Here is a 25,766-nt window from a genome sequence, read left to right on the forward strand (position 1 = left end):
CATGGCCAGCACCTTCCGCTCGCTGAACACCTTCAACTACCGGGTCTGGGCCGGCGGCGCCATCGTGTCCAACATCGGCACGTGGATGCAGCGCACGGCCCAGGACTGGATCGTGCTGACCCACCTGACCCACCACAACGCGACCGCCGTCGGCATCGTCATGTCGCTGCAGTTCGGGCCGCAGATGCTGTTGCTGCCGCTGACCGGCTACGCCGCCGACCATCTCGACCGGCGCAAGCTGCTGTTCGCCACCCAGGCCACCATGGGCGCGCTGGCGCTGGGCCTCGGGCTTCTCACGGTCGCGGGGCTCGTGCGGCTCTGGCACGTGTACCTGTTCGCCCTGCTGCTGGGCTGCGTCACCGCGTTCGACGCGCCGGCGCGCCAGACCTTCGTCTCCGAACTGGTCGGCGAGGCCGACCTGGCCAACGCGGTGGCGCTCAACTCCACCTCGTTCAACGCCGCGCGCATGATCGGCCCGGCCATCGCGGGCATGCTGATCGCGGCGGTGGGCTCGGGCTGGGTATTCCTCATCAACGCGGCCTCGTTCGCCGCCGTGCTCGGCTCGCTGAGCCGCCTGCGCCTGCACGAGCTGCACCGCAAGGAACGGCGCCCCGTCGCCCGTGCCGGCCTGGCCGACGGCGTGCGCTACGTGTGGAAGCGGCCCGACCTGAAGGCCGTGCTGCTGATGCTCTTCCTGATCGGCACGTTCGGGCTCAACTTCCCGATCTTCATCTCCACCATGTCGGTGGGCGTGTTCCATGCCGGCGCCAGCCAGTACGGCCTGCTGTCGTCGGTGATGGCGATCGGCTCGGTGAGCGGCGCCCTGCTGGCCGCGCGCCGGGCCAGGCCCCGGGTCGTGCTGCTGGCCGGCGCCTGCGCGGTGTTCGGGATCGGCTGCGCGCTGGCCGCGGTCATGCCCGGCTACGCGCTGTTCGGCGCCATGCTCGTGATCATCGGCGCCTGCGCGCAGACCATCACCACCTCGACCAACAGCCTCGTGCAGCTCTCCACCGAGCCCGCCATGCGCGGGCGCGTGGTGGCGATCCTGCTGGCCATCGTGCTGGGCGGCACGCCGCTGGGCGCGCCGGTGGTCGGCTGGGTGGCGGACCGCTTCGGCCCGCGCTGGGCGCTCGGCATCGGCGCCGCGGCCGGGGTCGCGGCGGCGGCGGTAGGAATCCGGTATCTCAGGAAGTACCAGGGCTTGCGCGTGCGCATGGACGCCGGGCGGCTGCGCTTCAGCCTCGACAGGCTCGACAGGATCGAGGCCGCCGCCGCGCAACAGCATTAGGCGCGGCCAGCGCTTTCGCCGCGGATGCGCTACGCTGCACGCCTGCGGCATTGCGGCATTGCGGCATTGCGGCGCCGCGCGGCCTGCTTTTATGACAGTTGTCACAATCTCTTCATACGGGGAAGCAGGATGATCATGCTCGCCGGCTATAGAATCAAACCCTAACTGGAGGAATAGAACGATGCCCAAAAAGCCAAGGAAGGCCGAGGAGTCAATCCCGGCCACGACCACGGCGCAAGGCCTGATCGCCCTGCTCGACCATATCGCCAATGCAACGGCCCAGGGCCAGCTGGACCCCGAGTTTGCCCGCAAGCTGGGCAAGCGCGCCCGCAAGGAAGCCGACGCACTGGCCGCGGACGAGGCATTCTCCGCCGCGCATGGCACGCAGGTGAGCGCGGCACTGCACTCGCTGGAAAGCGCGATCTCCGACAGCGAAGGCGGCCTGCTGGGCAAGGCAGTCAAGCGCCTGCGCGACGCCGACAAGCGCGCAGCGGAAAACCCCGGCGCCTAAGCGCCCCGCCACCGGAGCGGGCACGCGGCCCGTCCCGTGGCTTCCCCCTGCACCGATCGTCTTGTGCAGGCAAGGTGCAAACGGGGCCGTGGCTTGCCTGTCGCTTCGATAATCGTTGAAATATAGAAATCGCTGCGCTGGCATGCCGGCATGAAGCGCGAACCTTGTCGGTACGCGACTCCGGCACCCTCGCCCATGCATCGCGGCTGGCGCTTCACGCGGACCGGCTGCCGAAGCGGCGCCCGCCCCGGGCCGGATCAGGGGTCCGGCGCGGCGGCGCGCGCGGGCCGGCGCACCGGCGCAGCCGTACGCGCCTGTGCCGCGGTGTCCGGCGCGGCACGCGCGTCGGGGCTGCGCTGAAAGGCCGGCGGCACGATCCGCGCGGGCACCTTGCGCGCGCCGCCGACGGCTTCGCCTTCCGGCACGGCCTGCGCCGCCGGGCCGGCCACCGGCTCGTCAGGCTCGGCGTTCACGTGCCGGTCATAGCAGATCCACATCGCGCGCTGCGGCACGTCGTTGAAATTGCCGTCGCTGGCGGCCAGGATGCGCGCCCAGACCTCGGGCGTCGAGCTGCGCCACACGCCGCACAGCAGGCGACGAAAGCGCGGGTCGCTCGCGGCCCGCTGCTCGATGCGCTCGATGAACGCGCCGCCGTGGTATTCGATCAGGTCTTCGAGTTCGCCGGCGGCCAGCGCGCCGAGCACACGGTCGTTGCGGGTGTGGGCCAGGATCTCCAGCACCAGTTCCCACAGACCGTCGGGGTCGTTGACGCAGAGCCAGTCGCAGGCCTGCCAGACCCAGAACGAACGTACTTCGTGCCGGCCGATGGCCGGATCGTAGCGGCTGTAACGCCTGATGTAGGCGTCGACCAGACGCTTCTGCTCATGGGTTTCCATCGTCCCCCCGGACTACCCGCCTGAAAAAGAATGGGTCCGGCCGGCGGCCGCGGTCGCGCCCTGGCTCAGGCGACGGTCACCAGCCGGTCCGGCTTGCCCTGGTCCGCCAGCAACTCCGTGCCGGTCGACTCATGCACCACCTCATGCACCGCCTTGCCAGGCCGCGCCTCATCGCGCGCCGGGCCATGCCGTGCCGCCATCTTTTATCGTGCGGCGGATCACATGCTGCAATGCCTGAACCATGATAGGCGCCAAATCCGCGCTCGGCGCATCCGGCGAGAGTGGGGGACGGGTTAACCACTAGGCATGCCCGCATCGCGCCGACGCCCCGCTCACATGCGGATGACCGGAGCCTGGGCCCCCGCCTGCGCGGCGCCGGCAAAAGCGCGGCCGCCGCGGCCTCAACGGCGCACTGCCATCTGTGAGAAGATGTCCGCCTGCCTTGCAAGGGAGATCGCCATGTCACCCGATCGACGCCGGTTCCTCAGCCACAGCACTTGCTTCGCCGCCACGGCCCTGGGCCTGTCCGGCGGCGCCTGGCCCGCCGCGGGGCCGGCCGCGCAGGGCCCGCTGCGCCGCGCGATTCCCGGTACCCGCGATACCCTCCCCGTCATCGGCATGGGCACGTCCGACACCTTCAACGTGGGCACCGAAGCCGCCGAACGCGCTCCGCTCGCGCAGGTGCTGGCCCTGCTGCTGCAAACCCCCGGCTCGGTCATCGATACCGCCCCCAGCTACGGCAGCGCGGAAGCCGTCACCGGCGACCTGCTGCAAGGCGCGCACGCCCGCGCCAAGGTGTTCCTCGCCACCAAGATCTCCGCGTCGGCCGGCAGCCCGGCGCAGGCGCAGTGGACGCAGTCGCTGCGCGACCTGCACAGCGACAGCGTGGACCTGCTCCAGGTGCACAACCTGATCGACTGGCGCGACAACCTGCGCTTCCTGCGCCAGCTCAAGGAACAAGGCAAGACGCGCTACATCGGCATCACCCATTACCGCGAGGACGCGCACGACGCGCTGATCCAGATCGTGCGCGCCGAGCGCCTGGATTTCGTCCAGCTCAATTACTCGCTGGCCGAGCGCAATGCCGAGCGCACGCTGCTGCCGCTATGCCAGGAGCGCGGCATGGCCGTGCTGGTCAACCGGCCATTCCAGGACGGGCGGCTGTTCCGCGCCGTCAAGGACCGGCCTCTGCCGCCGCTGGCGGCCGAGCTCGACTGCGCGTCGTGGGGCCAGCTCTTCCTGAAATTCATCGTCAGCCATCCGGCGGTGACGGCGGCCATCCCGGCCACCTCCAAGCCGAAGAACATGCAGGACAACCTCGGCGCCGGCTTCGGCCGCATGCCCGACGCCGGCCAGCGCGCGCAGATCGCCGCGCTGCTGGCCTGAGCCCATCATGAATGCCCCGGCCCGGACAGCCCGCCAGGGGCTCGGCATCCAGCCCGGCGAAGGCAGCGCGGTGGTGGCCGGCTTCCTGTTCTTCTTCTGCCTGTTCGCCAGCTATTTCATGCTGCGCCCGGTGCGCGAGACCATGGGCATCGCCGGCGGCGTGCAGAACCTGCAATGGCTGTTTACCGCCACCTTCGTGGTGATGCTGGTGGCCATTCCCATCTACGGCCTGTGCAGCGCGCGCCTGCCGCGCCGCCGCTTCGTGCCGTGGGTGTACGCCTTCTTCGTGGCCAACCTGGTGGGCTTCGCGCTGGCCACGCGCGCGGCGCCCGACAACATCTGGCTGGCGCGGATGTTCTATGTCTGGCTGTCGGTGTTCAACCTGTTCGTGGTGTCGGTGGCGTGGAGCCTGATGGCCGACGTGTTCCGCCCGGGCCAGGCGCGGCGCCTGTTCGCGCTGCTGGCCGCGGGGGCCAGCGCGGGCGGCCTGGCCGGCCCGGTGCTGGGCGGCTGGCTGGTGCCGCGCATCGGCCTGACCGGGCTGATGCTGCTGTCGGCCGCGCTGCTGGCGGCCACGCTGCCCGGCGCGGGCTTCCTGTTCGGCTGGCGCAAGCGCGCCGGCGCCGGCGTGCCCGTGGCCGACGACCCGGTGCTGCCGCAGGACCCGGCACGGCCGATCGGCGGCGGCCTGTGGGCGGGCCTGACGCTGGTGGCGCGCTCGCGCTACCTGCTGGGCATCAGCCTGTTCGTGATCCTGCTGGCCACCGCCAGCACCTTCCTCTACTTCGAGCAGGCCCGGCTGGTGGCGCAGACCTTCCCCAGCCGCACGCAGCAGACCCAGGTGTTCAGCGCCATCGACGCCGTGGTGCAGGGGCTGACCATCCTGATCCAGGTGTTTTTCTCGGGGCGCATCGCGCGGCGCTACGGCGTGACCATGCTGCTGAGCGTGGTGCCGCTGGCCACCGGCCTCGGCTTTCTGGCGCTGGCGATGTGGCCCGCTTTCGGCGTGCTGGCCGGCGTGATGATCCTGCGCCGCGTGGGTGAATATGCCTTGCTGCGCCCGGGCCGCGAGATGCTGTTCACGGTGGTGGACGCGGAGACCAAGTACAAGGCCAAGAACGTCATCGACACCGCGGTCTACCGCGCCGGCGACGCGGTCAGCGCGTGGATCAAGACCGCCATCGATGCGTTCTCCGGCCATCCCGCCGTGGTCGCGCTCACCGGCGCCGTGCTGGCGCTGGGCTGGGCCTGGCTGGGATGGTGGCTGGGCCGGCAGCACGAAGGGCACGCCGATACCGAGCCGCCGCCCGCCCGGCTGGAGCCGGCGCCGGGCCGTCCGGGCGGCGCATGAGATCTGGGGCCCTGCAGGCGGCCGCGCGGCTGTGGCTGCTGGCCGCGGCACTGGGCGCCGCGGGCTGCGCGGACCGGCCCGCGCCCGCGCAAGACGCGGCCGCGCTGGCGCTGATCGGCGAGCAGCGCATCGCCTTGCGCCAGCCCTTGCGCGACACCGTCGTCGGCGGCCTCTCCGGGCTGGACTACGATGCCCGCTCCGGCGGCTGGCTCATGGTCAGCGACGACCGCTCGGCGCTCGGGCCGGCGCGCATCTACACCGCCACGATGCGCTACGACGCGGGCGGGTTCCACGCGCTGTCGCTCGACGGCGTGATCGTGCCGCGCCAGCGCGACGGCAGCCCCTACCCCAGCCGCGGGCAATGGAGCGCGCGCGGCGGCGAAGTGCCGGACTTTGAGGCCATCCGTGTCGACCCGCAGGACGGCAGCCTGTGGCTGGCCACCGAGGGCGACTGTTCGCTCCAGGAGGACCCGGCCGTGATCCACCTCGCGCGCGACGGCAGCTATCTGTCCCGCATCGCCGCGCCCGCGCCGTTCGCCATGTGCCGGCAGGCCGGCTACGGCTCGCGCGACAACCTGACCTTCGAGGGCATGAGCTTCTCGCGCGACGGCAAGTCCTTGTGGGTGGCGATGGAAGGCCCGCTGTACCAGGACGGCCCGGAGCCCGCGCGCGATCACGGCGCCGTCTCGCGCATCACCGAGTTCGGCCGCGACGGCAGCGTGCTGCGGCAGGTCACCTACCCCATGGACCCGATTCCCTCGATGCCGGAGCAGGACGTGCCGGCCAACAACGGCGTCACCGAGATCCTGGCGGTGGACGGGCACCGCTTGCTGGTGCTCGAGCGGGCGGCGGTGCGGCAGCCCGGCGGCAGCTTCGCCAACGGCATCCGCCTGTACGAGATGGACCTGCGCGGCGCCAGCGACGTCCGCCACCTGCCGGCGCTGCGCGGCGCGGACTCCGGCATCTCCAGGGCGGCAATGCGGCGGCCAGGCGCGGGAAAAAACGCGGCCTCCACCGCATCGCTCACTCCACCGTCACCGATTTCGCCAGGTTGCGCGGCTTGTCGATATCGGTGCCGCGCGCCAGCGCGGCATGGTAGGCCAGCAATTGCATCGGGATCGTGTGCAGGATCGGCGACAGCGGCCCGTAGTACTCCGTCAGCTGCAGGACCTCGATGCCGGGGCTCGGCGCGATGCCGCAATCGCTGTCGGCGAAGACGAACAGCCGCCCGCTGCGTGCGCTGACCTCCTGCATGTTCGACTTGAGCTTCTCCAGCAGGCGGTCGTTGGGGGCTACCGCGACCACGGGCATCTCGTCGCTGACCAGGGCCAGCGGGCCGTGCTTCAGCTCGCCGGCCGGGTAGGCTTCGGCATGGATGTACGAGATCTCCTTCATCTTCAGCGCGCCTTCCATGGCTACCGGGTAGTGCATGCCGCGGCCCAGGAACAGCATGTTCTCGCGGCGCGTCAGCAGCTCGGACCAGGCCATGATCTGCGGCTCCAGCGCCAGCACCTGGCGCATGGCGTCGGGCAGGTGGCGCAGCGCGCGCAGATGGCGTTGCTCGTCCTGCTCGGACAGCCGCTGCCGGATCTGCGCCAGCGCGAGCGCCAGCAGGAACAGCGCCACCAGTTGCGTGGTGAACGCCTTGGTGGAGGCCACGCCGATTTCCACGCCGGCCCGCGTGATGAAGGTCAGCGCGCATTCCCGCACCAGCGCGCTGGTGGGCACATTGCAGATCGCCAGCGTGTGCTGCATGCCCTGCTGCCGGGCCACTTCGAGCGCGCCGAGCACGTCGGCGGTTTCGCCGCTCTGGGATACCGCGACGACGAGCGTCTTGGGGTTCGGCACGCTTTCCCGGTAGCGGAACTCGCTGGCGATCTCCACGCTGACCGGCATCCCGGCCAGGCTCTCGATCCAGTACTTGGCGGTCAGCGCGGCGTGGTAGCTGCCGCCGCATGCGAGCAGCAGCACGGAATCCACCGCGTTGAACACGCGCCATGCCTTGTCGCCGAACAGTTCGGGCATGATCGCGGTGACATCCTGCAAGGTGTCGGCGACCGCCTGCGGCTGCTCGAAGATTTCCTTCTGCATGTAGTAGCGGTACGGGCCCAGCTCGGCGCCGCTGCCGTGCGCCGCCACCCGCACCACGGGGCGTTCCGCGCGCTGGCCGGCGGCGTCGACGATCCAGTAGCGGTGCAACTGCACGTCCACCACATCGCCGTTCTCCAGGTAGGCGATCCGGTCCGTGACGCCGGACAGCGCCATCGCATCGGACGCCAGGAAATTCTCGCCGTCGCCCGCGCCCACCACCAGCGGCATGCCGTTGCGGGCGCCCACCAGCCGGTGCGGCTCGTCGCGGCACAGCACGGCGATGGCGAAGCTGCCGCGCAGCCGCGCCACGGCCGTCTTCACCGCCTCGAACAGGTCGCCGTCGTACAGGTGGTCGATCAGGTGCGCGATCACCTCGCTGTCGGTCTGGCTGGTGAAGACATAGCCGCTGGCCTCCAGCCCCGCGCGCAATTCCTCATGGTTCTCGATGATGCCGTTGTGCGACAGCGCGATGCGCGCCGCCTCCTCGCGCGGCGAGAAATGCGGATGCGCGTTGCCGGTGACCGGCTTGCCGTGCGTTGCCCAGCGCGTGTGCGCGATGCCGGTGTAGCCCGCCAGCGCCTGCCGGGCGATATCGGCCTGCAGGGCCGCGACCCGCTCCACGCTGCGCGCGCGCACCAGCCGGCGGTCCTGGTGCAGCGCCACGCCGCACGAGTCATAACCGCGGTATTCCAGGCGCTTCAGGCCCTCGACAAGATTGGGCACGATGTCGCGCTGCGCGACCGCCCCGACAATTCCGCACATATCCGTTGTTCCCCATGATCGGCCCGGTCCGGGCCAGCGGTTAGCATGGTAGAGGGGGCGGTGTGTAATTTTCTTTCGTAAATTGATGGAAAATGAAATAATCACCGATACATAAATATCGATGAAATTTTATTTCATCATTTCCTACGGAGTTCCTGTTGCCCGGCACATTCCTGGACGAACTCGACCTGCGCATCCTCCGGATCCTGCAGGCCGACTCGTCGATCTCGAATACCGATCTTGCCGAGCGTGTGCATGCCTCGGCACCTACCTGCCTGCGGCGCGTGCGCCGGCTCAGGGAGAGCGGCGTCATCCAGCGCCAGATCGCCGTGCTGGATCCGCGCCAGGCAGGCGCGCCGCTGACCGCCATCATCGAGATCAGCCTCGACCGCCAGGCCGCGGAGGATCACGACGCCTTCGAGGCCTATATCTGCGCCGAGCCCGCGGTCACCCAGTGCTACCGGGTCTCGCCGGGGCCGGACTTCATCGTCACGGTGGAGATGGCGGACATGCCAGCCTACGACGCGTTCGCGCGGCGGCTGTTCGCCGGCGCGTCCAACGTGCGCAACGTGCGGACGTTTTTCTCGACGCACCGGGCCAAGTTCGAGGCGAATGCGCCGGTGGCAAGCGGCGGAGGGCGCAGCGGCGGCTAGCGCTGTAGCCGGCGCCGGAGGACCCTCGGCGCGTCACGGAACAGCCGATGGAGCCGGACGGGAGATGCCGGAAGAAGCGCAAATCATGGTTTGCCTGCGTTGCTCGAGGCGCGGCTGGACGGGAGCGCGAACCGGACGCAAGCGATGTGGCAAAGGCCACGTTGCTCCGTCGCCTATGCCGCGCTCTCGGGTTGCCTGGCATCCGCCGCCATCGATCGCAGGATGTCCCGCCAGCTCACGATGCCGACCGGCCGGAACTGTTCGTCCACGATGGGAATGCACGAGATCCGGTGGGCGAGAAACATCTCGACGGCATCGGCGATCTTCGCCTCGGGGCGCAGCGTTACCGGCTTGCGCGTCATGATCTGGTGCACGCGCTTGTTGAGGGTATTGACGTCCCTGGCCGACTCCACCGTGCTGCCGATGAACGGGCTCATCGCGCGCAGCAGGTCGCGGTCCGATACGACACCATGCAGCTTGCCGTCCTCGACGACAAGCAGGTGGTGGAACTTCGCCTCGTCGAAGATATGCTTGACCGTCGCCAAGGTGTCGTCGAACACCACGGTGACGAGCTTTCTGGACATGATGCTATAGAGGGTCACAACTAGCTCCGTTTTCTCTTTCCCGATGCGGGCTGGCCATTGCCACTCACCCTGGCGCCGGTGGCCAAAGCGGACCCGGGGCACGACTTGCAGCGGCCGTGTCTGACGCTATTGCGCGAATACTTCCTGCAAGCTTCGCAGGCTGTTCAGCAACGTGTTGTCGGCCACAACCCCGGCTTTCTTTAGCAGGCGCGCCTTGTCGACCGCGCGAATCTGGTCCAGCAGGATCAGGCCGTCCTTCCCCATGAAGGTAACCGGGACTCGGAATGGCGCGTGACGGCCCTTCGATGTCATCGGCGCTACGATGACCGTGCGCAGATGGTCGTGCATTTCAGGCGGTGAGACGACCACACAGGGCCGTGTCTTCTGGACCTCGCTACCTATCGTCGGGTCAAGAGCGACCAGCCAGACCTCGCCGCGCGCTACCAAGCCAGCTCCGCATCGTCGGCATTGCCAAATTCACCCATCGTCAGTACATCGTCGCCCGCCGTCGCGATCGCCTGGCTGGCTTCGGCCCAGCCTTCACGGGCTTTCTTCCGCGGCTTGCGGATCACCAGCGCGTCATTCTCGACCGACATGTCCACCTCATCTTCCAGGCCCAGCTGGGCCAGGATCGGCTTCGGGATCAGCACCCCTTGCGAATTGCCCATTCTGCGGATCATCGCTTTCATAGCACCCTCGTCACTCCAATGCCATTGCGGCATGTGGGGGAAACACAATGTTATTACATTTTCCGGCGCCGGCCGCTGGGTCCTGGTACCGGAACCGGACAGCGATATGTCGCCGCGCTCAAGCCTGATCGATATTTACATCGCAGATACGGCATACCCGGTGAAGGAATACCTCGGTTATCGGCTGAGCACTTAACTTCGGCGAGGTGAAAAATCTGATTTGTCACCGAGGCGTTCGCATCGCATGGAATCGGGATCGCCGCCAGGGCCTGGCCAGAAAAGGCGTCGGCCGCCATTGATTGGGCGGTATGCGCAGGGAGATCAAAGAAGCAAGACATCCACCGAAATGCATGTCCTCGCGACGACACGGGAGAGAAGGGAGGCGGCCCGGTCAGGACCCGGGCCGCGAAGCCGAGGCAGGGCGGGCGCCCGCCCCGGATGCTTACCAGGTCAGACCACCGTAGCCAGCGCCAGCGTCAGCAGCAGCGCCACCACCGAGATGATCGTCTCGCACACCGACCACGTCTTGAAGGTCTGCGCCACGGTCATGTTGAAGTATTCCTTCACCAGCCAGAAGCCGCCGTCGTTGACGTGCGACAGGATCAGCGAGCCGGCGCCGGTGGTCAGCACCAGCAGTTCGGGGCGCGTGCCCGGCACGCTGGCGGCGATCGGGGCGACGATGCCGGCGGCGGTGGTCATGGCGACCGTGGCCGAGCCGGTGGCGATGCGGATCAGCACGGCGACCAGCCAGCCCAGCATCAGCACCGAGACGTGCGCGCCGGTGGCGACCTCGACGATGGCGTTGGAGATGCCCGAGTCGCGCAGCACGCGGCCGAAGCCGCCGCCGGCGCCGACCACCAGCACGATGATGGCGGTGGGCGCCACGCATTCGTTGGTGAACTTGAGGATGTTCTCGCGGCTGAAGCCGCGCGCCTTGCCGAAGGTGTAGAAGCTCACCAGCGCGGCGATCAGCAGGGCCATCACCGAGTTGCCGATCAGCTTGAGGAAGTCGTTGGCGAAGGTCTTGGGGGTGGTGAACAGGTCGGCCCAGCTGCCGATCAGCATCAGCGCCACCGGCAGCAGGATGGTGAAGATGGTGATGCCGAAGCCGGGCAGGCCGTGCGTGCCCTTGCCGTCGTCTTCGGTGAACTGCGCGGCCAGCGGGTTGAGGTCCGGCAGCTTGACGTAGCGGTCCATCAGGCGGGCGAACAGCGGGCCGGCGATGATGGCGGTGGGAATGCCCACGATCAGCGCGTACAGGATGGTCTTGCCGATGTCGGCGCCGTAGGCCGTCACGGCCAGCAGCGCGGCCGGGTGCGGCGGGATCAGGCCGTGCACGACCGACAGGCCGGCCACCATCGGGATGCCGACCAGCACCATCGAGGTGCCGGTGCGCTTGGCCACGTTGAAGGCGATCGGCACCAGCAGCACGAAGCCGACCTCGAAGAACACCGGCAGGCCGACGATGAAGGCGATGGTGACCATGGCCCAGTGCACGTTCTTCTCGCCGAAGAAATCGATCAGCGTGCGCGCGATGCGCTCGGCGCCGCCCGATTCGGCCATCATCTTGCCGAGCATGGTGCCCAGCCCGATGACCAGCGCGATGTGGCCGAGCGTGCCGCCGACGCCGGCTTCGAACGACTTGACGATGTCGCCCATCGGCATGCCCACGGCAAAGCCGAGCAGCACCGAGACGACCACCAGGGTGATGAAGGGATTGAGCTTGAACCTGGCGATCAGCACGACCAGTGCGATCACTGCGATCAGCGCGTACAGCAATAGTGTGGTTCCGGTTACGGCGCCCATATTGTCTCCTTGGTGCGGGGTCCGCCGGAGGCTCCGGCGGGGCTCTCCCGCGTCCGCTATGAAAATGGCCGCGCAGGCGGCGGCCGGTTGATGTGCTTGCCGGGGGCGGGTCTCAGGCCGCCGGCTTCTTGTAGGCGATGCAGTCGACCTCGACCTTGCAGTCCACCACCATGCTCGATTGCACGCAGGCGCGCGCCGGCGGGTTGGCGCCGAAATATTCCTTGAAGATCCGGTTGAACGAGGCGAAGTCGCGCGCGTCGTCCAGCCACACGCCGCAGCGCACCACGTGCTCGGGGCCGTAGCCGGCCTCGCCCAGGATGGCCAGCACGTTCTTGATGGCCTGGTGGGTCTGCGGCACGATGCCGCCATCGATCACCTCGCCGGCCACCATCGGCACCTGGCCCGAGACGTAGAGCCAGCCGTCGGCGGCGACCGCGCGGGCAAAGGGCATGTGCTGGCCACCGGTGCCGGTGCCGCCTTCCACGCCGAATCGTTTGATATCCATGGGGACTCCTGAAGCAGATTGCTGAAAACGGGTTGTCGGGCCGCTAGCCTGCCGCGGCGCCCGCGGCGGCGCCGTCGCCGGCGGGACTGGCGCGGGGCAGGAAGCGGCCGGCGCGCGCGCCGGTGGCCTGGCGCTGCCGCCACGACAGCGCGCCGTTGACCCACACCGCGGCGATGCCTTCGGCCGGCTGCATGGGGTCGGTGAAGCTGGCCGCGTCGCGGATGGTGGCGGCGTCGAACAGGACCAGGTCGGCCCAGTAGCCTTCGCGCACGAAGCCGCGCTGCGCCAGGCCGAAGCGCTCGGCGGACAGGCCGGTCATCTTGTTGACGGCCACGGCGAGCGGGAACAGTTCGCGGTCGCGCGCGTAGTGGCCCAGCACGCGCGGGAAGGCGCCCCACAGGCGCGGATGCGGCAGCGGGTCGTTGGGCAGGCCGTCCGAGCCGATCACGGTGGCCGGGTGGCTGAGGATGCGGTCCACGTCCGCGTCTTCCATGCCGTGGTAGACCGCGCCGGCCGGCTGCAGGCGGCGCGCGGCGTCTTCCAGGCTGGTCTGCCATTCGGCGGCGATGTCGGCCAGCAGGCGGCCGCCCATGCCGGGATGCGGCTCGGACCAGGTGACCATGATGTCGAAGTCGCCGGTGACCTGCTTGAGATCGAGCGTGGACGAACTGGCGGTGTAGGGATAGCAGTCGCAGCCCACCGGCTGCCAGCGCTGCGCGCGCTCGAGCGCGTCGAGCACTTCGCCGCTGCGGCCCCAGTTGGCCACGCCGGCGCATTTCAGGTGGGAGATCACCACCGGCACGCGCGCATGGCGGCCGATGCGGAAAGCTTCGTCCATGGCGTCCAGTATCTCGGCGAACTCGCTGCGCAGGTGGGTGGCGTAGAGCGCGCCGGCGCGCGCCAGCGGCTCGGCCAGCGCCAGCACTTCGCCGGTGGTGGCGCAGAACGCATTGGCGTAGGCCAGCCCGGTGGACAGGCCCAGCGCGCCGTGGTCCAGCGCCGCTTCGAGCTGCGCGCGCATGGCCGCCGTTTCCGCCGGCGTGGCGGCGCGGTCGAGCCGGTCCATATGATTGCTGCGCAGCGCGGTATGGCCGACCAGCGCCGCGACATTGACGGCGGGCTGCGCATCTTCCACGGCCCGTACATAGGTGCCGAAATCGGGGTAGCGGAAGGCCTCGGCGGCGCCGAGCAGGTTCATCGGGTCGGGCGGCTCGCCGCGCAGCGCGACCGGCGCGGCGCTGATGCCGCAGTTGCCGACGATCACGGTGGTGACGCCCTGCGAGAGCTTGGGCGCCATCTCCGGCTGGCGGATCACGTTGGTGTCGTCGTGCGTGTGCACGTCGATGAAGCCGGGGGCGAGCACCAGCCCTTCGGCCTGCACCACGTGCGCGGCGCTGCCGGGGTCGATGCCCTCGGCGCCGTCTTCCAGCATGGCGATGCGCGCGATGCGTCCGGCGCGCAGCGCCACGTCGGCCAGGCGCGCCTCGGCGCCGGAGCCGTCCAGCACCGTGGCGCCGCGGATGAGGGTATCGAACAGTCCTGGCATGTCAGTCTCCGAGCGGCTGACGGCTGTCCGCGGCGCCGGGGCCCGCGTTGCCGCGGTGCGCGTCGAGCACGAACTTGAGCCGGCGCAGCCGGTCCTGGCTGTGCTCCTGCTGCAGCAGCGCGAGCTGGGTGGACAGCACGTCCATCACCAGCAGCATGGCGTAGCGCGAGGCCGAGGGCTTGAAGATGAAATCGGTTTCGAGCGTGCGCACCGGCAGCAGCACGTCGGCGCGCGCGGCCAGCGGCGAGCCCAGCGCGGTCACCGCCACCAGGCGCGCGCCGTATTCGCGCGCGATGTCGCAACTGGCCAGCATCTCGGGCACGCTGCCGGTGGCGGAGAAGGCGAGCACGACGTCGTCCTTGTGCAGGGTGGCGGCCACCATCTTCTGCAGCAGCGCATCCTGGTAGCTGGCCACGGGACGGCCCAGGCGGGCCAGGCGGTAGCGCGCCTCGTCGGCCATGAAGGACGAGCCGCCACCCATGCCGAAAGCGTAGACCATGCGCGCGTCGAGCAACAGGCGCGCGGCGCGCTCGATGTGAGCGGGGTCGATCAGCTTGCGGTTGACCTCGAGTGAGTCCAGGATATCCGCGTGAATGCTGTCCGCCAGCGTGGCCGGCGCCGGCTCCGCGGCGCGCGCGCCCTGCGCCTGCAGGAAACGCTGCCCCACCGCGGTGGCCTGCGCCAGGCGCAGCTTCAGGTCGCGCACGTCGCGGCAGCCGATGGCCTTGGCAAAGCGCGTCACGCTGGCTTCGCTCACGGCCGCCTTGCGCGCCAGTTCGTTGATGCTGGTGGCGGCCGCGCCGGCCAGATCCTCCAGGATCACCTGGGCGACCTTCTGCTCGGCCAGGCGCAGCGTGGGGCCGCGCTCGGCGATGCGGGAGAGGATGTCGAAGGACGCGGACATGGACGGCGCAGCGTGGTGCGAAGCGTAAGGGCGTGGCCCGGTGGCCGGTGGCAGCCGGCAAACCCGGGATGTTACTTTATAACAAGGGTGAAATATCGTAATTTCAAGGCTATCATTACGTCAATCGGAATTTTGCACAGTGATGACAGAGATGCATGAAATAAAGTACCAGGCCGGCACGATCGATCCGCTCAACAAGGCGCTCGGCAAGCTGGAGGCGCCGCTGGCGCCCGGCGCGGCCGGCCAGGTCGGCTGGCAATTGCTGGCCGAGGATCTCAGCCTGCCGGCGGCGGTACTGTATGAAGAGCGCCTGGCCCATAACCTGGCCTGGATGCGCCGCTTCATGCTCGAATACGGTGTGCAGCTCGCGCCGCACGGCAAGACCACCATGGCGCCCAAGCTGTTCGCGCGCCAGCTCGAGGCCGGCGCCTGGGGCATCACGCTGGCCACCGCCCACCAGACCGCCGCCGCCCATGCGCACGGCGTGCGCCGCGTGCTGATGGCCAACCAGCTGGTGGGCCGCCGCAATATGGAAATCGTGGCGGACCTGCTGCGCGATCCCGGCTTCGAGTTCTTCTCGCTGGTGGATTCGCCCGAACTGGTAGACCAGCTTGGCGCGTATTTCAGCGGCCGCGGCCAGCAACTGCAGGTCCTGCTGGAGCTTGGCGTGGCCGGCGGCCGCACCGGCGTGCGCGACGCCCGGCAGCAGGACGCGGTGCTCGCCGCGCTGGCCCGCTGGCCCGGCGCGCTGTCGCTGGCCGGCGTGGAAATCTATGAGGGCGTACTGAAGGAGGAGGCCGACATCCGCGCCTTCCTGCAACGCACCGTGGCGGTCACGCGCGAGCTGGCCGCGGCCGGCCGCTTCGGCCGCAGCCCGGTGATCCTGTCGGGCGCGGGCTCGGCCTGGTACGACGTGGTGGCCGAAGAGTTCGCGCGCACCGAGATCGGCGCGCCGATCGAGATCGTGCTGCGGCCCGGCTGCTATCTCACCCACGACGTGGGCATCTACCGCGCCGCGCAGCAGCGCATCCTGGCCAGCAACCCGGTCGCGCAGAAGATGCGCGAGGGCCTGCTGCCGGCCTTGCAACTGTGGGCCTATGTGCAGTCGGTTCCCGAGCCGGACCGCGCCATCGTCGGCATGGGCAAGCGCGACGCGGCCTTCGACGCCGGCATGCCGGTCCCGGCGCGGCTGTACCGGCCCGGCGCGGCCGAGCCGGTGGCGGTGCCGGCGCACTGGGAGGTGACCGGCATGATGGACCAGCACGCTTACCTGCAGATCCGCGCGGGCGACGACATCCAGGTGGGCGACATGATCGCCTTCGACATCTCGCATCCGTGCCTGACCTTCGACAAGTGGCGCCATATCCCGGTACTGGACGCCAGCCTGCGCGTGACCGACATCGTCCAGACCTTCTTCTGAACGGCGCGAACGGAACCACGGAACACCCTGAAGGACGCCTGCATCATGAGCATCGACATTCTTGCTTTCGGCGAAGCGCTGGTGGAATTCAACCAGCAGCCCGATGACCCCGCCCGCTACCTGCAGGGCTTCGGCGGCGATACGTCCAATTTCTGCATCGCCGCGGCGCGCCAGGGCGCGCGCGCCGGCTATATCAGCGCGGTGGGCGACGACAGCTTCGGCGAGCGCCTGCTGGCGCTGTGGACGCAGGAGCGCGTCGACACCCGCCACGTGCGCATCGACGCCGGCGCGCCGACCGGCGTGTACTTCGTCAGCCACGACGCGCACGGCCACCGCTTCGACTACCTGCGCAGCGGCTCGGCCGCCAGCCGCTACTGCCACGAACAGGTGCCGCACCACGCCATTGCCGAGGCGCGCTACCTGCATGTGTCCGGCATCAGCCTGGCCATCAGCACCAGCGCCTGCGACGCGGCCCTGGCCGCGATGGAGCACGCGCGCAAGGCCGGCGTGAAGGTGACGCTGGACACCAACCTGCGGCTGCGCCTGTGGACGCTGGCCCGCGCGCGCGGCATCATGCGCGAGGCCTTCTCGCTCACCGATGTGTGCCTGCCAAGCTGGGACGACATCACCGTGCTGACCGGGCTCGACGACCGCGACGCCATCGTCGACCACTTGCTCGGCTGCGGCATCGGGCTGGTGGCGCTCAAGCTGGGCGAGGAGGGCGCCTACGTGGCCACGCCCGAGGCGCGCTCGCTGGTGGCGCCGTACCCGGTGCGCCCGCTCGATGCCACCGGCGCGGGCGACTGCTTCGGGGGCAGCTTCGTGGCGCGCCTGGCGGCCGGCGACGATCCGTTCGAGGCCGCGCGCTACGCCAACGTGGCCGCGGCGCTGTCCACCACGGGCTACGGCGCGGTGGCGCCGATCCCCACCACCGACACCGTGCTGGCCAGGCTGGCGCAGTCGGTTTCCGTGATTGCCTGAACGCCGCGCGGGGGCGTCCGCGCCCCGCGCGGCCGCTCCGCTGTTTTTTCGTGCCCTGTCGGCTTGTCCGACTTACCTGACCGAATATCCGTCATGCAAACTCAATCCTCCCTGATCGAACGCTTCGCCGGCGTGCCGGTGATCCCGGTGCTGGAATTCTCCTCGGTCGACGAAGCGCTGCACGTCAGCGAAGCCCTGATCGCCGGCGGCCTGCCGGTGCTGGAAATCACGCTGCGCACGCCGGTGGCGCTGGAAGCCATCAAGGCGGTGGCGGCGGCCTTCCCGGACGCCGTGGTCGGCGCCGGCACGGTGCTCACGCCGGCCCAGCTGCAGGCCGTGGGCGAGGCGGGCGTCAAGTTCGCCGTGTCGCCCGGGCTGACGCCGGCGCTGGCCGTGGCCGCGCAGGGCGCCGGCGTGGCGCTGCTGCCGGGCGTGGCTACCGCCAGCGAGGCGATGGCCGCGCTGGAAGCGGGCTTCCAGTTCCTCAAGTTCTTCCCGGCCGAAGCCGCCGGCGGCATCCCGATGCTCAGGTCGCTGTACGGCCCGCTGGCCCAGTTGCGCTTCTGCCCCACCGGCGGCATCGACGCGGCGCGCGCGCCGTCCTACCTGGCCCTGCCCAACGTGGTGTGCGTGGGCGGCTCGTGGGTGGTGCCCAAGGATGCCGTGGCCAAGGGCGACTGGGAGCGCGTGCGCACGCTGGCGCGCGAGGCGGCCGCGCTGCGCAAGCCGTCCTGAGCGGCCCGCCGGGCGAGCCCTTCGTCCCCCTTTGCGCGCGCCCGCCGCCTTTGTCTGGAAAGTCAGACAAAGGCGGATAGCCGCGCGCCGCGCGAGGTCCTAAGCTTCGGATATCCCGACTGCTGGAGGCGGCATGCTGAAGCGATTGGCAGTGACGGCGGCGGGGACGGCTGCAAGTCCGGCAACGGCGCGAGGCCGCGGCGCTGCCGCGTGGCTCGCGCGCGCGCTGGTCTGCGTGCTGGTCCTGTTCGCCCAGGGCTGCGCCAGCCTGCCGCAGGAAGCGCCGCGCCAGCCGAGCGCGGCGCTGGCCGATCCCGCCAGCACGGCCCTGGGCCGGCTGGTGGCGCAAAGCTCGCCGGACCCGGCGCTGTCCGGCTTCCACGTGATTACCTCCGGCGAGGAAGCCTACGGCACGCTCATCACGCTGGCCGACCGCGCCACGCGCACGCTGGACCTGCAGTACTACATCATCGAAGCCGACGAATCCTCGCGCGAGATCCTGCGCCACGTGCGCGCCGCCGCCGAGCGCGGTGTGCGCGTGCGGGTGCTGGTGGACGACCTGCACAGCGATGGCGAGGACCGTGCCTTCCTGCGCTTCGCGGGCCACCACAATATCGAGGTGCGGATGTTCAATCCGTTCCCGGCGGGACGCTTCTCCAAGCTGACGCGAATGCTGTCGTCGGCGGCGGACATCCGCCGCATCAACCGGCGCATGCACAACAAGGTCTTCATCGCCGACAACGCGCTGGCCATGACGGGGGGGCGCAATATCGGCAATGCTTACTTCCTGCGCGCGCCCGACACGAACTTCGTCGATCTCGACGTGATCGCCGCCGGGCCCGCCGTGCTGCGGCTGTCGACCGCGTTCGACCGTTACTGGAACAGTCCGCTGGCGGTCTCGGTGGAAGCGCTGGCCACCGACGAGGAACTGGCCGCGTCGACGGCGCCGGCGAGCGGCGCGGCGGCGGGCGGTGGCGCTGCTGCCGGGGCCTTCGCCGCGGGCAAGCCCGGGCAGGGCCTGGGCGGCGAGGAGGGCGAACTCAGGCGCAGCGCCACCCAGGACATGACGCCGCTGAGCCGCATCGACGCGCGCGCCAGCTTCCTGGGCCGGCAGCTTGCCGGCGGCGGCAAGCTGCCGCTGGAATGGGCCGCCGCGAGCGTGATGGTGGATACGCCGGACAAGGCCTCGCCCGACAAGGCGCCCGCCACCGACACCATGGTGGAGGAACTGGGCCGCATGCTGAGCGACGCGCACCAGGAGATCATCCTGATCTCGCCTTACTTCGTGCCCGGCGACGCCGGCGTGGCCTGGATGGCCAGCCTGGTCAGGCAGGGCGTCAAGGTGAGGGTGCTGACCAACTCACTGGCCGCCACCGATGCGCCGATCGTGCACGTGGGCTACCGCCGCTACCGGCCCGCGCTGCTGCGCGCCGGCGTGGAGCTGCACGAGCTGAAGTCGCGTCCAGGCCGCCCGCAGAAGGCGATCGGCGATTTCTCGTCGTCGCAGGCCAGCCTGCACGTGAAGGCCGCCGTGGCGGACCGCGCCAACCTGTTCGTCGGCTCGATGAACTTCGATCCGCGCTCGGCCAGCCAGAACACCGAGACCGGGCTCATCATCCACAGCCCGCGCCTGGCGCAGCAGGTGGCGCAATTGTTTGCCGGCGCCATCGACGACAACAGCTACCTGCTGCGCTTGTCCGACACGGGCGCGGTGCAGTGGGTGGATGGCAAGGGAGAGAAGGCGGCGGTGCTCGATACCGAGCCGGATACCACGTGGTCCAAGCGCTTGTGGATCGACGTGCTGGCCCCGTTCACGCCGGAGGAACTGCTCTAGGGCATCGGCGCAGCGGCGGGCGCCAATGCAAGAGGCCGGCGCGCGGCGCCGGCCTCTTGCCGCCAGGCGTCCATGCGGGCGCCCGCGCGGGGGGCTTACTTGCTGCGGTCGGCCGCGCCTTCGAGCTTCTGGCCACCCTTCTGAATGTCCTGGCCGAGGCCGGCCATCGTATTGCAGCCAGCCAGCAGGGTGGCAAACAGAACGCAGAAGATCCATCCTTTTTTCACGCCAGACTCCTTTCGGTCGATTTGATCGCCGCAATTTTACCGTTGTTGGCGCACTTCATCGGGGTACCCGGCACGGCATTTTGTAACTTTTTCACGGTGGCGCCATCGGCCGCGCCGCCTATGCCTATGCCTGTGCCAGCAGCTCGCGCACGCGCGCGCAGATGGCCGCATGCGTCTGCGCCAGCCAGTGCGCGGGAAACGGCTGGGCCAGCAGGTAGCCCTGCACGCTGCCGCAGCCCCAGCGGCGCACCTCGGCCAGCTGCGCGCGCGTCTCGATGCCCTTGGCGCACACCGGCACGCCGAGCTGCCCCGCCAGCTCGCAGGCGGCCAGCATGTGCGCCACGGCGGCGTCTTGGCGCCCCGGCCCGCCGGCGCCGCCGAGGCAGCGCGCGCTGAACGTCGCCAGGTCCGGCCGCAGGCGTTCCAGGGTGGCGCGCAGGGCGTGGCCGCCCGGCTCGCCGGCAAAGTCGCTCAGGGCGATGCGCACGCCGGCGCCGCGCAGGGTGGCGAGCTTGCCGGCGGCCACGGCATCGCCGTCGGGCACGGCCGCCGCGGGGATCTCCAGGCAGACCCGGGCGGGGTCGAGCCGCTGGCTGTCCAGCGTGCGCAGCAGCGTGTCGATCAGCGGCGTGCCGTGAAGCTGCGTGCTGGAAACCAGGAAGCTCAGGTCGAAGGGCTCGGCGATGCCGGGGCTGGCCAGCAGCGGCAGCGCGGTCTCCATCATCCAGCCCGCCACCTCGCCGATCAGGCCCAGCGCCTCCAGCGCGGGCAGGAAGTCGTGCGGCGCGACGCGCCCGAACTCGGGGCTCTGCCAGCGCAGCCTGACCGTGTAGCCGGCCACGTCGCCGCTGGCCAGCATGGCCCGCGGCTGCAGGTTCAGCGCCAGCTGGCCGCGCGCCAGGGCGTGCGGCAATGCTGCCAGGACCGGAGAGGAAAGCGGCGCGGGTGCCTCGCCCGCGGCGCCGGCAATGCCGTCGCCGCCGCGCTTGCGCACGCGCAGCATGGCATCGCAGGCCTCGTGCAGGGTGCGCTCGGCGGGTTTGCCGGGATCGTCCAGCGCGACGCCGATGCTGCAGGACAGGAACAGTTCGAAGCCGTCCTGCTGCAACGGCCGGGCGAGCGCGCCGGCCACGCCGCGCGCCACGCGCAGCGCGGCGTCCCGCGCGTCGGCTGCCGGCGGCAGCGCGACGACGGCGCCGAGGTCGGCGCTGCCGAACCAGGCAAGGTCGGCCGTGCGGGCCTGCGCCGCGACGCGGGCGGCGGCCTGCGCGCGCATGCCGCGGGCCGGTCCGGGGCCGAGCGTCTCGCTGGCGTGGGTGAAGCGGTCCAGGTGGATGGCCAGTACCGCGAAGCGCGGCGCGGCGCCCGACTGCTGGCGGCGTGCCGCCAGCAGGGCGGCGAAATCGCCGGTTTCGAACGGGGCCGCCTCCGGCCTGCCGACGCCGCCTGCGTCTGGATGCATTGAGGGTCCCTGTGGATTACGCTGCTGCGCCGCGCGGCGGCCTGGCGCGGCGCGGCATAGCCAGGATCATACGGCAGACCGGCCACGGTCCGAAGCGTGGCGGGCACAGGGATAATGCGGAGATGCAAAGCCTTGACGGAGGTCAAGTTCCGCAGGCGGCTCGCCCCACCGTGGTGCGCGGCGCGCGCGCAAACAAGCGCGGCTGGCATGCGGCGGGGTAGCCGCCGCATGCGGGCGCGGCGCGATGTCAGCCGGTGGTTTCCGCGTCGGCGCCGTCCTCGGGCGGCACCACCGAGGCCAGCACCTTGTCGATGCGCTTGCCGTCCATGTCGACGATCTCGTACTTCCAGTCGCCCCAGCGCACGGTGTCGCCGGTCTGCGGCAGCCGGCCCAGCAACAGCAGCAGCATGCCCGACAGCGTGTGGTAGCGCTCCTTGTCCTCTTCCGGCACGTGGCGCAGGCCGAGGCGGTCCTTCAGTTCGGGAATCGGGATCAGGCCGTCGAGCAGCCAGGAGCCGTCTTCGCGCTGCACCGCCCATTCCTCGCCGGCGCTGTCGGGCTTGAATTCGCCGGTGATGGCTTCGACCAGGTCCTGCAGCGTCACCAGGCCCAGCACTTCGCCGTACTCGTCGATGACGAAGGCCATCTGGCCGCCCGAGGCGCGGAAGTTCTCCAGCAGCTCCATGCCGGTCACGCTCTCCGGCACGAACACCGGCGTCTGCAGCACGGCGGTCAGGTCGGTGGGCTCGCCGCGCAGGCGGCGCGCCAGCAGCTGGCGGGCGCTGACCACGCCCAGCATGTCGTGCATGCCGCCGCGCACCACCGGGAAGCGCGAGTGGTCGGATTCCTCGATGCGGCGCAGGTTTTCTTCCAGCGGCACCTCGACGTCCAGGCACACCACGTCGCCGCGCGGCACCATCAGCGAGGTGAGCTGGCGGTCGTCGAGGCGGAACACGTTGCGTACCATGGTGTGCTCGTTCTGCTCGATGACGCCGGCTTCCGAGCCTTCCACCAGCAAGGCATGGATTTCTTCCTCGGTCACGGCCGGGCCGCGGCCGCTTTTCACGCCGAGCAGGCGCAGCACCAGGCGCGTCGAGCTGGACAGCAGCTTGACGAACGGCGTGGAAGCCACCGCCAGGAACGAGATGGGGCGCGACACCAGGCGCGCGATGCTCTCGGGCGCCATCTGGCCGAGCCGCTTGGGCACCAGTTCGCCCAGCACGATGGAAAAGTAGGTCAGGCCGGCCACCACGATGGCGGTTGCCACGTAGCCCGCGGTGGATGCCTGTATGCCAAAGCCCTGCAGCCAGACCCCGAGCGGCTGCGCCAGCGTGGATTCGCCGACCACGCCGTTGAGCACGCCGATCGAGGTGATGCCGATCTGGACGGTGGAGAGAAAGCGGGTGGGATCTTCGCCCAGCTTGATCGCCTCGATGGCGCCGCGGTCGCCTTCCTCTATCCGTCTTTGCAGCCGGGCCTTGCGAGCCGTCACCAGGGCGATCTCCGACATGGCGAACAGGCCGTTGAGCAAAATCAGCGCCAGTAATATGGCAATTTCCATCAGGGTGCGCGCCCTGTGCGCGCAGGCGTTTATCGAGGCCCAAAGCATAACATTGCTATGTGTCCGGACCGATGCCGGCGCGCGCGCGCGGGCCGCGCGGCCGGCCTCGCGCGCCGCGCCCGCGGCGCTCTGCGCGCCCCGGCCGCCGCGCCGCCGCGCCGCCACAGCGCGAAAACCGGACGGTGGCGCCGTTCGAAATCGCGACGTCCGCTACGCAAGCGCCCCGGCAGCGACTCGCCGGTTCTGCGCCAACCCGTTGATGTAAAAGATAATTTTCCGCCTTCCACGTTCTGGCACAGCGGTTGCGAAGAGAAGCCGGGCCCCGCGCCGCGCGGCGAGCCTGGCAACGGCGCTGCCCGGCAGCCGCCGTGAACGCAATCACTGCAAGGAGACATGGATATGGAAGTGCAATCGCAAGTCCAGGTGATGGGCATCGATGCCGGCGGCACGATGACCGACACCTTCTTTGTGCGCTCCGATGGCCGTTTCGTCGTGGGCAAGGCGCAAAGCAACCCCGAGGACGAATCGCTGGCCATCTTCAATTCGTCGGAGGACGCGCTGGCGCACTGGCAGCGCGGCGTCGACGACGTCTATCCCGAGCTGCTGACCTGCGTGTATTCGGGCACGGCGATGCTCAACCGCGTGGTGCAGCGCAAGGGGCTGGACGTCGGCCTGATGGTCAACAAGGGCTTCGAGCACGTCCACTCGATGGGCCGCGCGATCCAGAGCTACCTGGGGTATGCGCTGGAAGAGCGCATCCACCTCAACACGCACCGCTACGACGAGCCGCTGGTGCCGCTGTCGCGCACGCGCGGCGTGACCGAGCGCACCGACGTGCAGGGCGAGATCGTCATCCCGCTGCGCGAGCAGGAGGCGCGCCAGGCCACGCGCGAGCTGGTGGCGGCCGGCTCCAGGGCCATCGTGATCTGCTTCCTCCAGTCGCACAAGAACGGCACCAGCGAGCAGCAGGCGCGCGACATCGTGCGCGACGAGCTCAAGAAGCTCGGCGCCGACATCCCGGTCTTCGCCTCGGTGGACTACTACCCGCAGCGCAAGGAAAGCCACCGCATGAACACCACGGTGCTCGAAGCCTACGCGGCCGAGCCGTCGCGCCAGACCCTCAAGAAGGTCAGCGACCGTTTCCGCAAGCACGGCGCCAGGTTCGACCTGCGCGTGATGGCCACCCATGGCGGCACCATCAGCTGGAAGGCCAAGGAGCTGGCGCGCACCATCGTCTCCGGCCCGATCGGCGGCGTGATCGGCTCGCGCCTGCTGGGCGAGACGCTGGGCTACGACAATATCGCCTGCTCGGACATCGGCGGCACCTCGTTCGACATGGCGCTCATCACCAAGGGCAACTTCGCCATCGCCGCCGATCCGGACATGGCGCGCCTGGTGCTGTCGCTGCCGCTGGTGACGATGGACTCGGTGGGCGCGGGGGCGGGCAGCTTCGTGCGGCTCGACCCGTACAGCGGCGCCATCAAGCTGGGGCCGGACAGCGCGGGCTACCGGGTCGGCACCTGCTGGCCCGAGAGCGGGCTGGACACGGTCTCGGTGTCCGACTGCCACGTGGTGCTCGGCTACCTCAATCCCGACAACTTCCTCGGCGGCGCCATCAAGCTCGACGTGGCGCGCGCGCGCCAGCACATCAAGGCGCAGATCGCCGACCCGCTGGGCCTGTCGGTGGAGGACGCCGCCGCCGGCGTGATCGAGCTGCTGGACCTGCAACTGCGCGAGTACCTGCGCTCCAACGTCAGCGCCAAGGGCTACAACCCGACCGAGTTCGTCTGCTTTTCCTACGGCGGCGCGGGGCCGGTCCATACCTACGGCTACACCGAGGGGCTGGGCTTCAAGGACGTGATCGTGCCGGCCTGGGCCGCCGGCTTCTCGGCGTTCGGCTGCGCCTGCGCGGACTTCGAGTACCGCTACGACAAGAGCGTCGACCTGGCGCTGCCGCAAGGCGCGGCCGAAGCGGACAAGGCGCAGGCCGCCGAGACCATCCAGAAGGCCTGGTCCGACCTGGCCGCCAAGGTGATCGAGGAATTCCGCATCAACGGCTTCAAGCCCGAGGACGTGATCCTGCGCCCCGGCTACCGCATGCAGTACATGGGCCAGCTCAACGACCTGGAGATCGACTCGCCGATCCCCAGCGCGGCCGGCGCCGCCGACTGGGACCGCATCGTCGATGCCTTCGAGCAGACCTACGGCCGCGTGTACGCCAGCTCGGCGCGCTCGCCCGAGCTGGGCTTCTCGGTGACGGGCGCGATCATGCGCGGCATGGTGCTCACGCAGAAGCCCGTGCTGCCGGAAGACCCCGACGGCGGACCCACGCCGCCGGCCGCGGCCCGCACCGGCACGCGCCCGCTCTACCGGCAGAAGCAATGGCACGAGGCGGTGCTGTGGAAGATGGAAGCGCTGCAGCCCGGCAACACCATCACGGGGCCGGCCATCATCGAGTCGGACGCCACCACCTTCGTGGTGCCCGCGGGCTTCGCCACCACGCTCGACAAGCATCGCCTGTTCCATCTCAAGGAAGTGAAGGAAGCGAACAAGGCAGCGAAATAAAAGGAGACA

23 protein-coding genes and 1 pseudogene are annotated in these 25,766 nt (G+C 69.7%); 11 read left to right on the forward strand and 13 right to left on the reverse strand.

Features of this window, described 5'->3' with window-relative positions:
* The first annotated feature begins 1 nt into the window (after position 1).
* Positions 2-1,288, forward strand: a complete 1,287-nt coding sequence (locus ACKI2N_RS26500; RefSeq protein ID WP_420991791.1) for an MFS transporter — start codon at positions 2-4, stop codon at positions 1,286-1,288.
* A gap of 181 nt (positions 1,289-1,469) precedes the next feature.
* On the forward strand, positions 1,470-1,799 hold the full coding sequence (locus ACKI2N_RS26505; protein ID WP_420991792.1) for a hypothetical protein: 330 nt from the start codon (positions 1,470-1,472) through the stop codon (positions 1,797-1,799).
* A gap of 257 nt (positions 1,800-2,056) precedes the next feature.
* Here the strand turns inward: ACKI2N_RS26505 and ACKI2N_RS26510 are convergent, their stop codons facing one another.
* Positions 2,057-2,695 carry a DUF6869 domain-containing protein gene (locus tag ACKI2N_RS26510; protein ID WP_420991794.1) on the reverse strand — a complete coding sequence of 213 codons (639 nt, stop codon included), beginning with the start codon at positions 2,693-2,695 and terminating at the stop codon, positions 2,057-2,059.
* 65 nt (positions 2,696-2,760) lie between these two features.
* Entirely contained in the window at positions 2,761-2,895 is a 135-nt protein-coding gene (locus ACKI2N_RS26515; RefSeq protein ID WP_420991795.1) for a hypothetical protein, read from the reverse strand.
* Positions 2,896-3,154: 259 nt separating this feature from the next.
* Between ACKI2N_RS26515 and ACKI2N_RS26520 the strand changes: the two genes are divergently transcribed.
* From ACKI2N_RS26520 to ACKI2N_RS26530, 3 genes and pseudogenes are all read left to right on the forward strand, one after another.
* Positions 3,155-4,081, forward strand: coding sequence for an aldo/keto reductase (locus tag ACKI2N_RS26520; protein ID WP_420991796.1), 927 nt, complete (start codon positions 3,155-3,157; stop codon positions 4,079-4,081).
* A 7-nt stretch (positions 4,082-4,088) separates the two neighbouring features.
* Positions 4,089-5,432 (forward strand): NTP/NDP exchange transporter, encoded by a 1,344-nt coding sequence (locus ACKI2N_RS26525; RefSeq protein WP_420991797.1) that lies wholly within the window; start codon positions 4,089-4,091, stop codon positions 5,430-5,432.
* 212 nt (positions 5,433-5,644) lie between these two features.
* Positions 5,645-6,337, forward strand: a pseudogene (locus ACKI2N_RS26530) (esterase-like activity of phytase family protein); the annotation flags it as partial.
* A gap of 118 nt (positions 6,338-6,455) precedes the next feature.
* Here the strand turns inward: ACKI2N_RS26530 and glmS are convergent.
* Positions 6,456-8,285: a glutamine--fructose-6-phosphate transaminase (isomerizing) gene (gene glmS, locus ACKI2N_RS26535; RefSeq protein ID WP_420991798.1), complete on the reverse strand. Its 1,830-nt coding sequence runs from the start codon at positions 8,283-8,285 to the stop codon at positions 6,456-6,458.
* A 158-nt stretch (positions 8,286-8,443) separates the two neighbouring features.
* Between glmS and ACKI2N_RS26540 the strand changes: the two genes are divergently transcribed.
* Positions 8,444-8,938, forward strand: coding sequence for an Lrp/AsnC family transcriptional regulator (locus ACKI2N_RS26540; RefSeq protein WP_420991799.1), 495 nt, complete (start codon positions 8,444-8,446; stop codon positions 8,936-8,938).
* A gap of 173 nt (positions 8,939-9,111) precedes the next feature.
* On the opposite strand, the gene ACKI2N_RS26545 is transcribed toward ACKI2N_RS26540, so the two are convergent.
* The 7 genes from ACKI2N_RS26545 to ACKI2N_RS26575 form a co-directional block, all read right to left on the reverse strand.
* The gene (locus ACKI2N_RS26545; RefSeq protein ID WP_420991800.1) at positions 9,112-9,522 is read right to left on the reverse strand and encodes a CBS domain-containing protein; all 411 of its coding nucleotides are present in this window, start codon (positions 9,520-9,522) and stop codon (positions 9,112-9,114) included.
* A 126-nt stretch (positions 9,523-9,648) separates the two neighbouring features.
* On the reverse strand, positions 9,649-9,969 hold the full coding sequence (locus ACKI2N_RS26550) for a type II toxin-antitoxin system PemK/MazF family toxin (RefSeq protein ID WP_420991801.1): 321 nt from the start codon (positions 9,967-9,969) through the stop codon (positions 9,649-9,651).
* Positions 9,963-10,211 carry an AbrB/MazE/SpoVT family DNA-binding domain-containing protein gene (locus tag ACKI2N_RS26555; RefSeq protein ID WP_420991802.1) on the reverse strand — a complete coding sequence of 83 codons (249 nt, stop codon included), beginning with the start codon at positions 10,209-10,211 and terminating at the stop codon, positions 9,963-9,965. Before ACKI2N_RS26555 ends, ACKI2N_RS26550 begins: the two co-directional genes overlap by 7 nt.
* Before the next feature lie 450 nt (positions 10,212-10,661).
* Positions 10,662-12,017: a GntP family permease gene (locus ACKI2N_RS26560; RefSeq protein ID WP_420991803.1), complete on the reverse strand. Its 1,356-nt coding sequence runs from the start codon at positions 12,015-12,017 to the stop codon at positions 10,662-10,664.
* Positions 12,018-12,129: 112 nt separating this feature from the next.
* Positions 12,130-12,522, reverse strand: a complete 393-nt coding sequence (locus tag ACKI2N_RS26565) for a RidA family protein (protein WP_420991804.1) — start codon at positions 12,520-12,522, stop codon at positions 12,130-12,132.
* A 43-nt stretch (positions 12,523-12,565) separates the two neighbouring features.
* Complete coding sequence (locus ACKI2N_RS26570; RefSeq protein WP_420991805.1) at positions 12,566-14,068, reverse strand: N-acyl-D-amino-acid deacylase family protein; 1,503 nt, start codon at positions 14,066-14,068, stop codon at positions 12,566-12,568.
* A 1-nt stretch (position 14,069) separates the two neighbouring features.
* Entirely contained in the window at positions 14,070-14,972 is a 903-nt protein-coding gene (locus tag ACKI2N_RS26575) for a MurR/RpiR family transcriptional regulator (RefSeq protein ID WP_420991806.1), read from the reverse strand.
* Positions 14,973-15,123: 151 nt separating this feature from the next.
* Between ACKI2N_RS26575 and ACKI2N_RS26580 the strand changes: the two genes are divergently transcribed.
* The 4 genes from ACKI2N_RS26580 to ACKI2N_RS26595 all read left to right on the forward strand — a co-directional run bounded on the left by ACKI2N_RS26580 (position 15,124) and on the right by ACKI2N_RS26595 (position 19,942).
* On the forward strand, positions 15,124-16,392 hold the full coding sequence (locus ACKI2N_RS26580) for an amino acid deaminase (protein ID WP_420992066.1): 1,269 nt from the start codon (positions 15,124-15,126) through the stop codon (positions 16,390-16,392).
* Between the two features lie 45 nt (positions 16,393-16,437).
* A complete protein-coding gene (locus ACKI2N_RS26585) occupies positions 16,438-17,373 on the forward strand; it encodes a sugar kinase (RefSeq protein WP_420991808.1) in 936 nt (311 codons plus the stop codon).
* A 93-nt stretch (positions 17,374-17,466) separates the two neighbouring features.
* Complete coding sequence (locus ACKI2N_RS26590) at positions 17,467-18,108, forward strand: bifunctional 4-hydroxy-2-oxoglutarate aldolase/2-dehydro-3-deoxy-phosphogluconate aldolase (RefSeq protein ID WP_420991810.1); 642 nt, start codon at positions 17,467-17,469, stop codon at positions 18,106-18,108.
* 133 nt (positions 18,109-18,241) lie between these two features.
* Positions 18,242-19,942, forward strand: a complete 1,701-nt coding sequence (locus tag ACKI2N_RS26595; RefSeq protein WP_420991811.1) for a phospholipase D-like domain-containing protein — start codon at positions 18,242-18,244, stop codon at positions 19,940-19,942.
* A gap of 95 nt (positions 19,943-20,037) precedes the next feature.
* Here ACKI2N_RS26595 and ACKI2N_RS26600 read toward each other — a convergent pair whose 3' ends face one another.
* The 3 genes from ACKI2N_RS26600 to ACKI2N_RS26610 form a co-directional block, all read right to left on the reverse strand.
* The gene (locus ACKI2N_RS26600; protein ID WP_006163387.1) at positions 20,038-20,169 is read right to left on the reverse strand and encodes an entericidin A/B family lipoprotein; all 132 of its coding nucleotides are present in this window, start codon (positions 20,167-20,169) and stop codon (positions 20,038-20,040) included.
* A gap of 124 nt (positions 20,170-20,293) precedes the next feature.
* Positions 20,294-21,631 carry an EAL domain-containing protein gene (locus ACKI2N_RS26605; protein ID WP_420991812.1) on the reverse strand — a complete coding sequence of 446 codons (1,338 nt, stop codon included), beginning with the start codon at positions 21,629-21,631 and terminating at the stop codon, positions 20,294-20,296.
* A 247-nt stretch (positions 21,632-21,878) separates the two neighbouring features.
* Entirely contained in the window at positions 21,879-23,192 is a 1,314-nt protein-coding gene (locus tag ACKI2N_RS26610) for a hemolysin family protein (protein ID WP_420991813.1), read from the reverse strand.
* Between the two features lie 399 nt (positions 23,193-23,591).
* On the opposite strand from ACKI2N_RS26610, the gene ACKI2N_RS26615 reads away from it, so the two are divergent.
* Positions 23,592-25,757: a hydantoinase/oxoprolinase family protein gene (locus tag ACKI2N_RS26615; RefSeq protein WP_426990951.1), complete on the forward strand. Its 2,166-nt coding sequence runs from the start codon at positions 23,592-23,594 to the stop codon at positions 25,755-25,757.
* Positions 25,758-25,766: the final 9 nt, after the last annotated feature.

Source organism: Cupriavidus sp. 30B13 (assembly GCF_049059565.2).
Lineage (GTDB): Bacteria > Pseudomonadota > Gammaproteobacteria > Burkholderiales > Burkholderiaceae > Cupriavidus.

Coding starts and splice junctions, on each gene's coding strand:
- ACKI2N_RS26500 (WP_420991791.1), top strand. CDS start 2: ATGGCCAGCACCTTCCGCTCGCTGAACACCTTCAACTACCGGGTCTGG.
- ACKI2N_RS26505 (WP_420991792.1), top strand. CDS start 1,470: ATGCCCAAAAAGCCAAGGAAGGCCGAGGAGTCAATCCCGGCCACGACC.
- ACKI2N_RS26510 (WP_420991794.1), bottom strand. CDS start 2,695: ATGGAAACCCATGAGCAGAAGCGTCTGGTCGACGCCTACATCAGGCGT.
- ACKI2N_RS26515 (WP_420991795.1), bottom strand. CDS start 2,895: ATGGCGGCACGGCATGGCCCGGCGCGCGATGAGGCGCGGCCTGGCAAG.
- ACKI2N_RS26520 (WP_420991796.1), top strand. CDS start 3,155: ATGTCACCCGATCGACGCCGGTTCCTCAGCCACAGCACTTGCTTCGCC.
- ACKI2N_RS26525 (WP_420991797.1), top strand. CDS start 4,089: ATGAATGCCCCGGCCCGGACAGCCCGCCAGGGGCTCGGCATCCAGCCC.
- glmS (WP_420991798.1), bottom strand. CDS start 8,285: ATGTGCGGAATTGTCGGGGCGGTCGCGCAGCGCGACATCGTGCCCAAT.
- ACKI2N_RS26545 (WP_420991800.1), bottom strand. CDS start 9,522: ATGTCCAGAAAGCTCGTCACCGTGGTGTTCGACGACACCTTGGCGACG.
- ACKI2N_RS26555 (WP_420991802.1), bottom strand. CDS start 10,211: ATGAAAGCGATGATCCGCAGAATGGGCAATTCGCAAGGGGTGCTGATC.
- ACKI2N_RS26560 (WP_420991803.1), bottom strand. CDS start 12,017: ATGGGCGCCGTAACCGGAACCACACTATTGCTGTACGCGCTGATCGCA.
- ACKI2N_RS26565 (WP_420991804.1), bottom strand. CDS start 12,522: ATGGATATCAAACGATTCGGCGTGGAAGGCGGCACCGGCACCGGTGGC.
- ACKI2N_RS26570 (WP_420991805.1), bottom strand. CDS start 14,068: ATGCCAGGACTGTTCGATACCCTCATCCGCGGCGCCACGGTGCTGGAC.
- ACKI2N_RS26575 (WP_420991806.1), bottom strand. CDS start 14,972: ATGTCCGCGTCCTTCGACATCCTCTCCCGCATCGCCGAGCGCGGCCCC.
- ACKI2N_RS26580 (WP_420992066.1), top strand. CDS start 15,124: ATGCATGAAATAAAGTACCAGGCCGGCACGATCGATCCGCTCAACAAG.
- ACKI2N_RS26585 (WP_420991808.1), top strand. CDS start 16,438: ATGAGCATCGACATTCTTGCTTTCGGCGAAGCGCTGGTGGAATTCAAC.
- ACKI2N_RS26590 (WP_420991810.1), top strand. CDS start 17,467: ATGCAAACTCAATCCTCCCTGATCGAACGCTTCGCCGGCGTGCCGGTG.
- ACKI2N_RS26595 (WP_420991811.1), top strand. CDS start 18,242: ATGCTGAAGCGATTGGCAGTGACGGCGGCGGGGACGGCTGCAAGTCCG.
- ACKI2N_RS26605 (WP_420991812.1), bottom strand. CDS start 21,631: ATGCATCCAGACGCAGGCGGCGTCGGCAGGCCGGAGGCGGCCCCGTTC.
- ACKI2N_RS26610 (WP_420991813.1), bottom strand. CDS start 23,192: ATGGAAATTGCCATATTACTGGCGCTGATTTTGCTCAACGGCCTGTTC.
- ACKI2N_RS26615 (WP_426990951.1), top strand. CDS start 23,592: ATGGAAGTGCAATCGCAAGTCCAGGTGATGGGCATCGATGCCGGCGGC.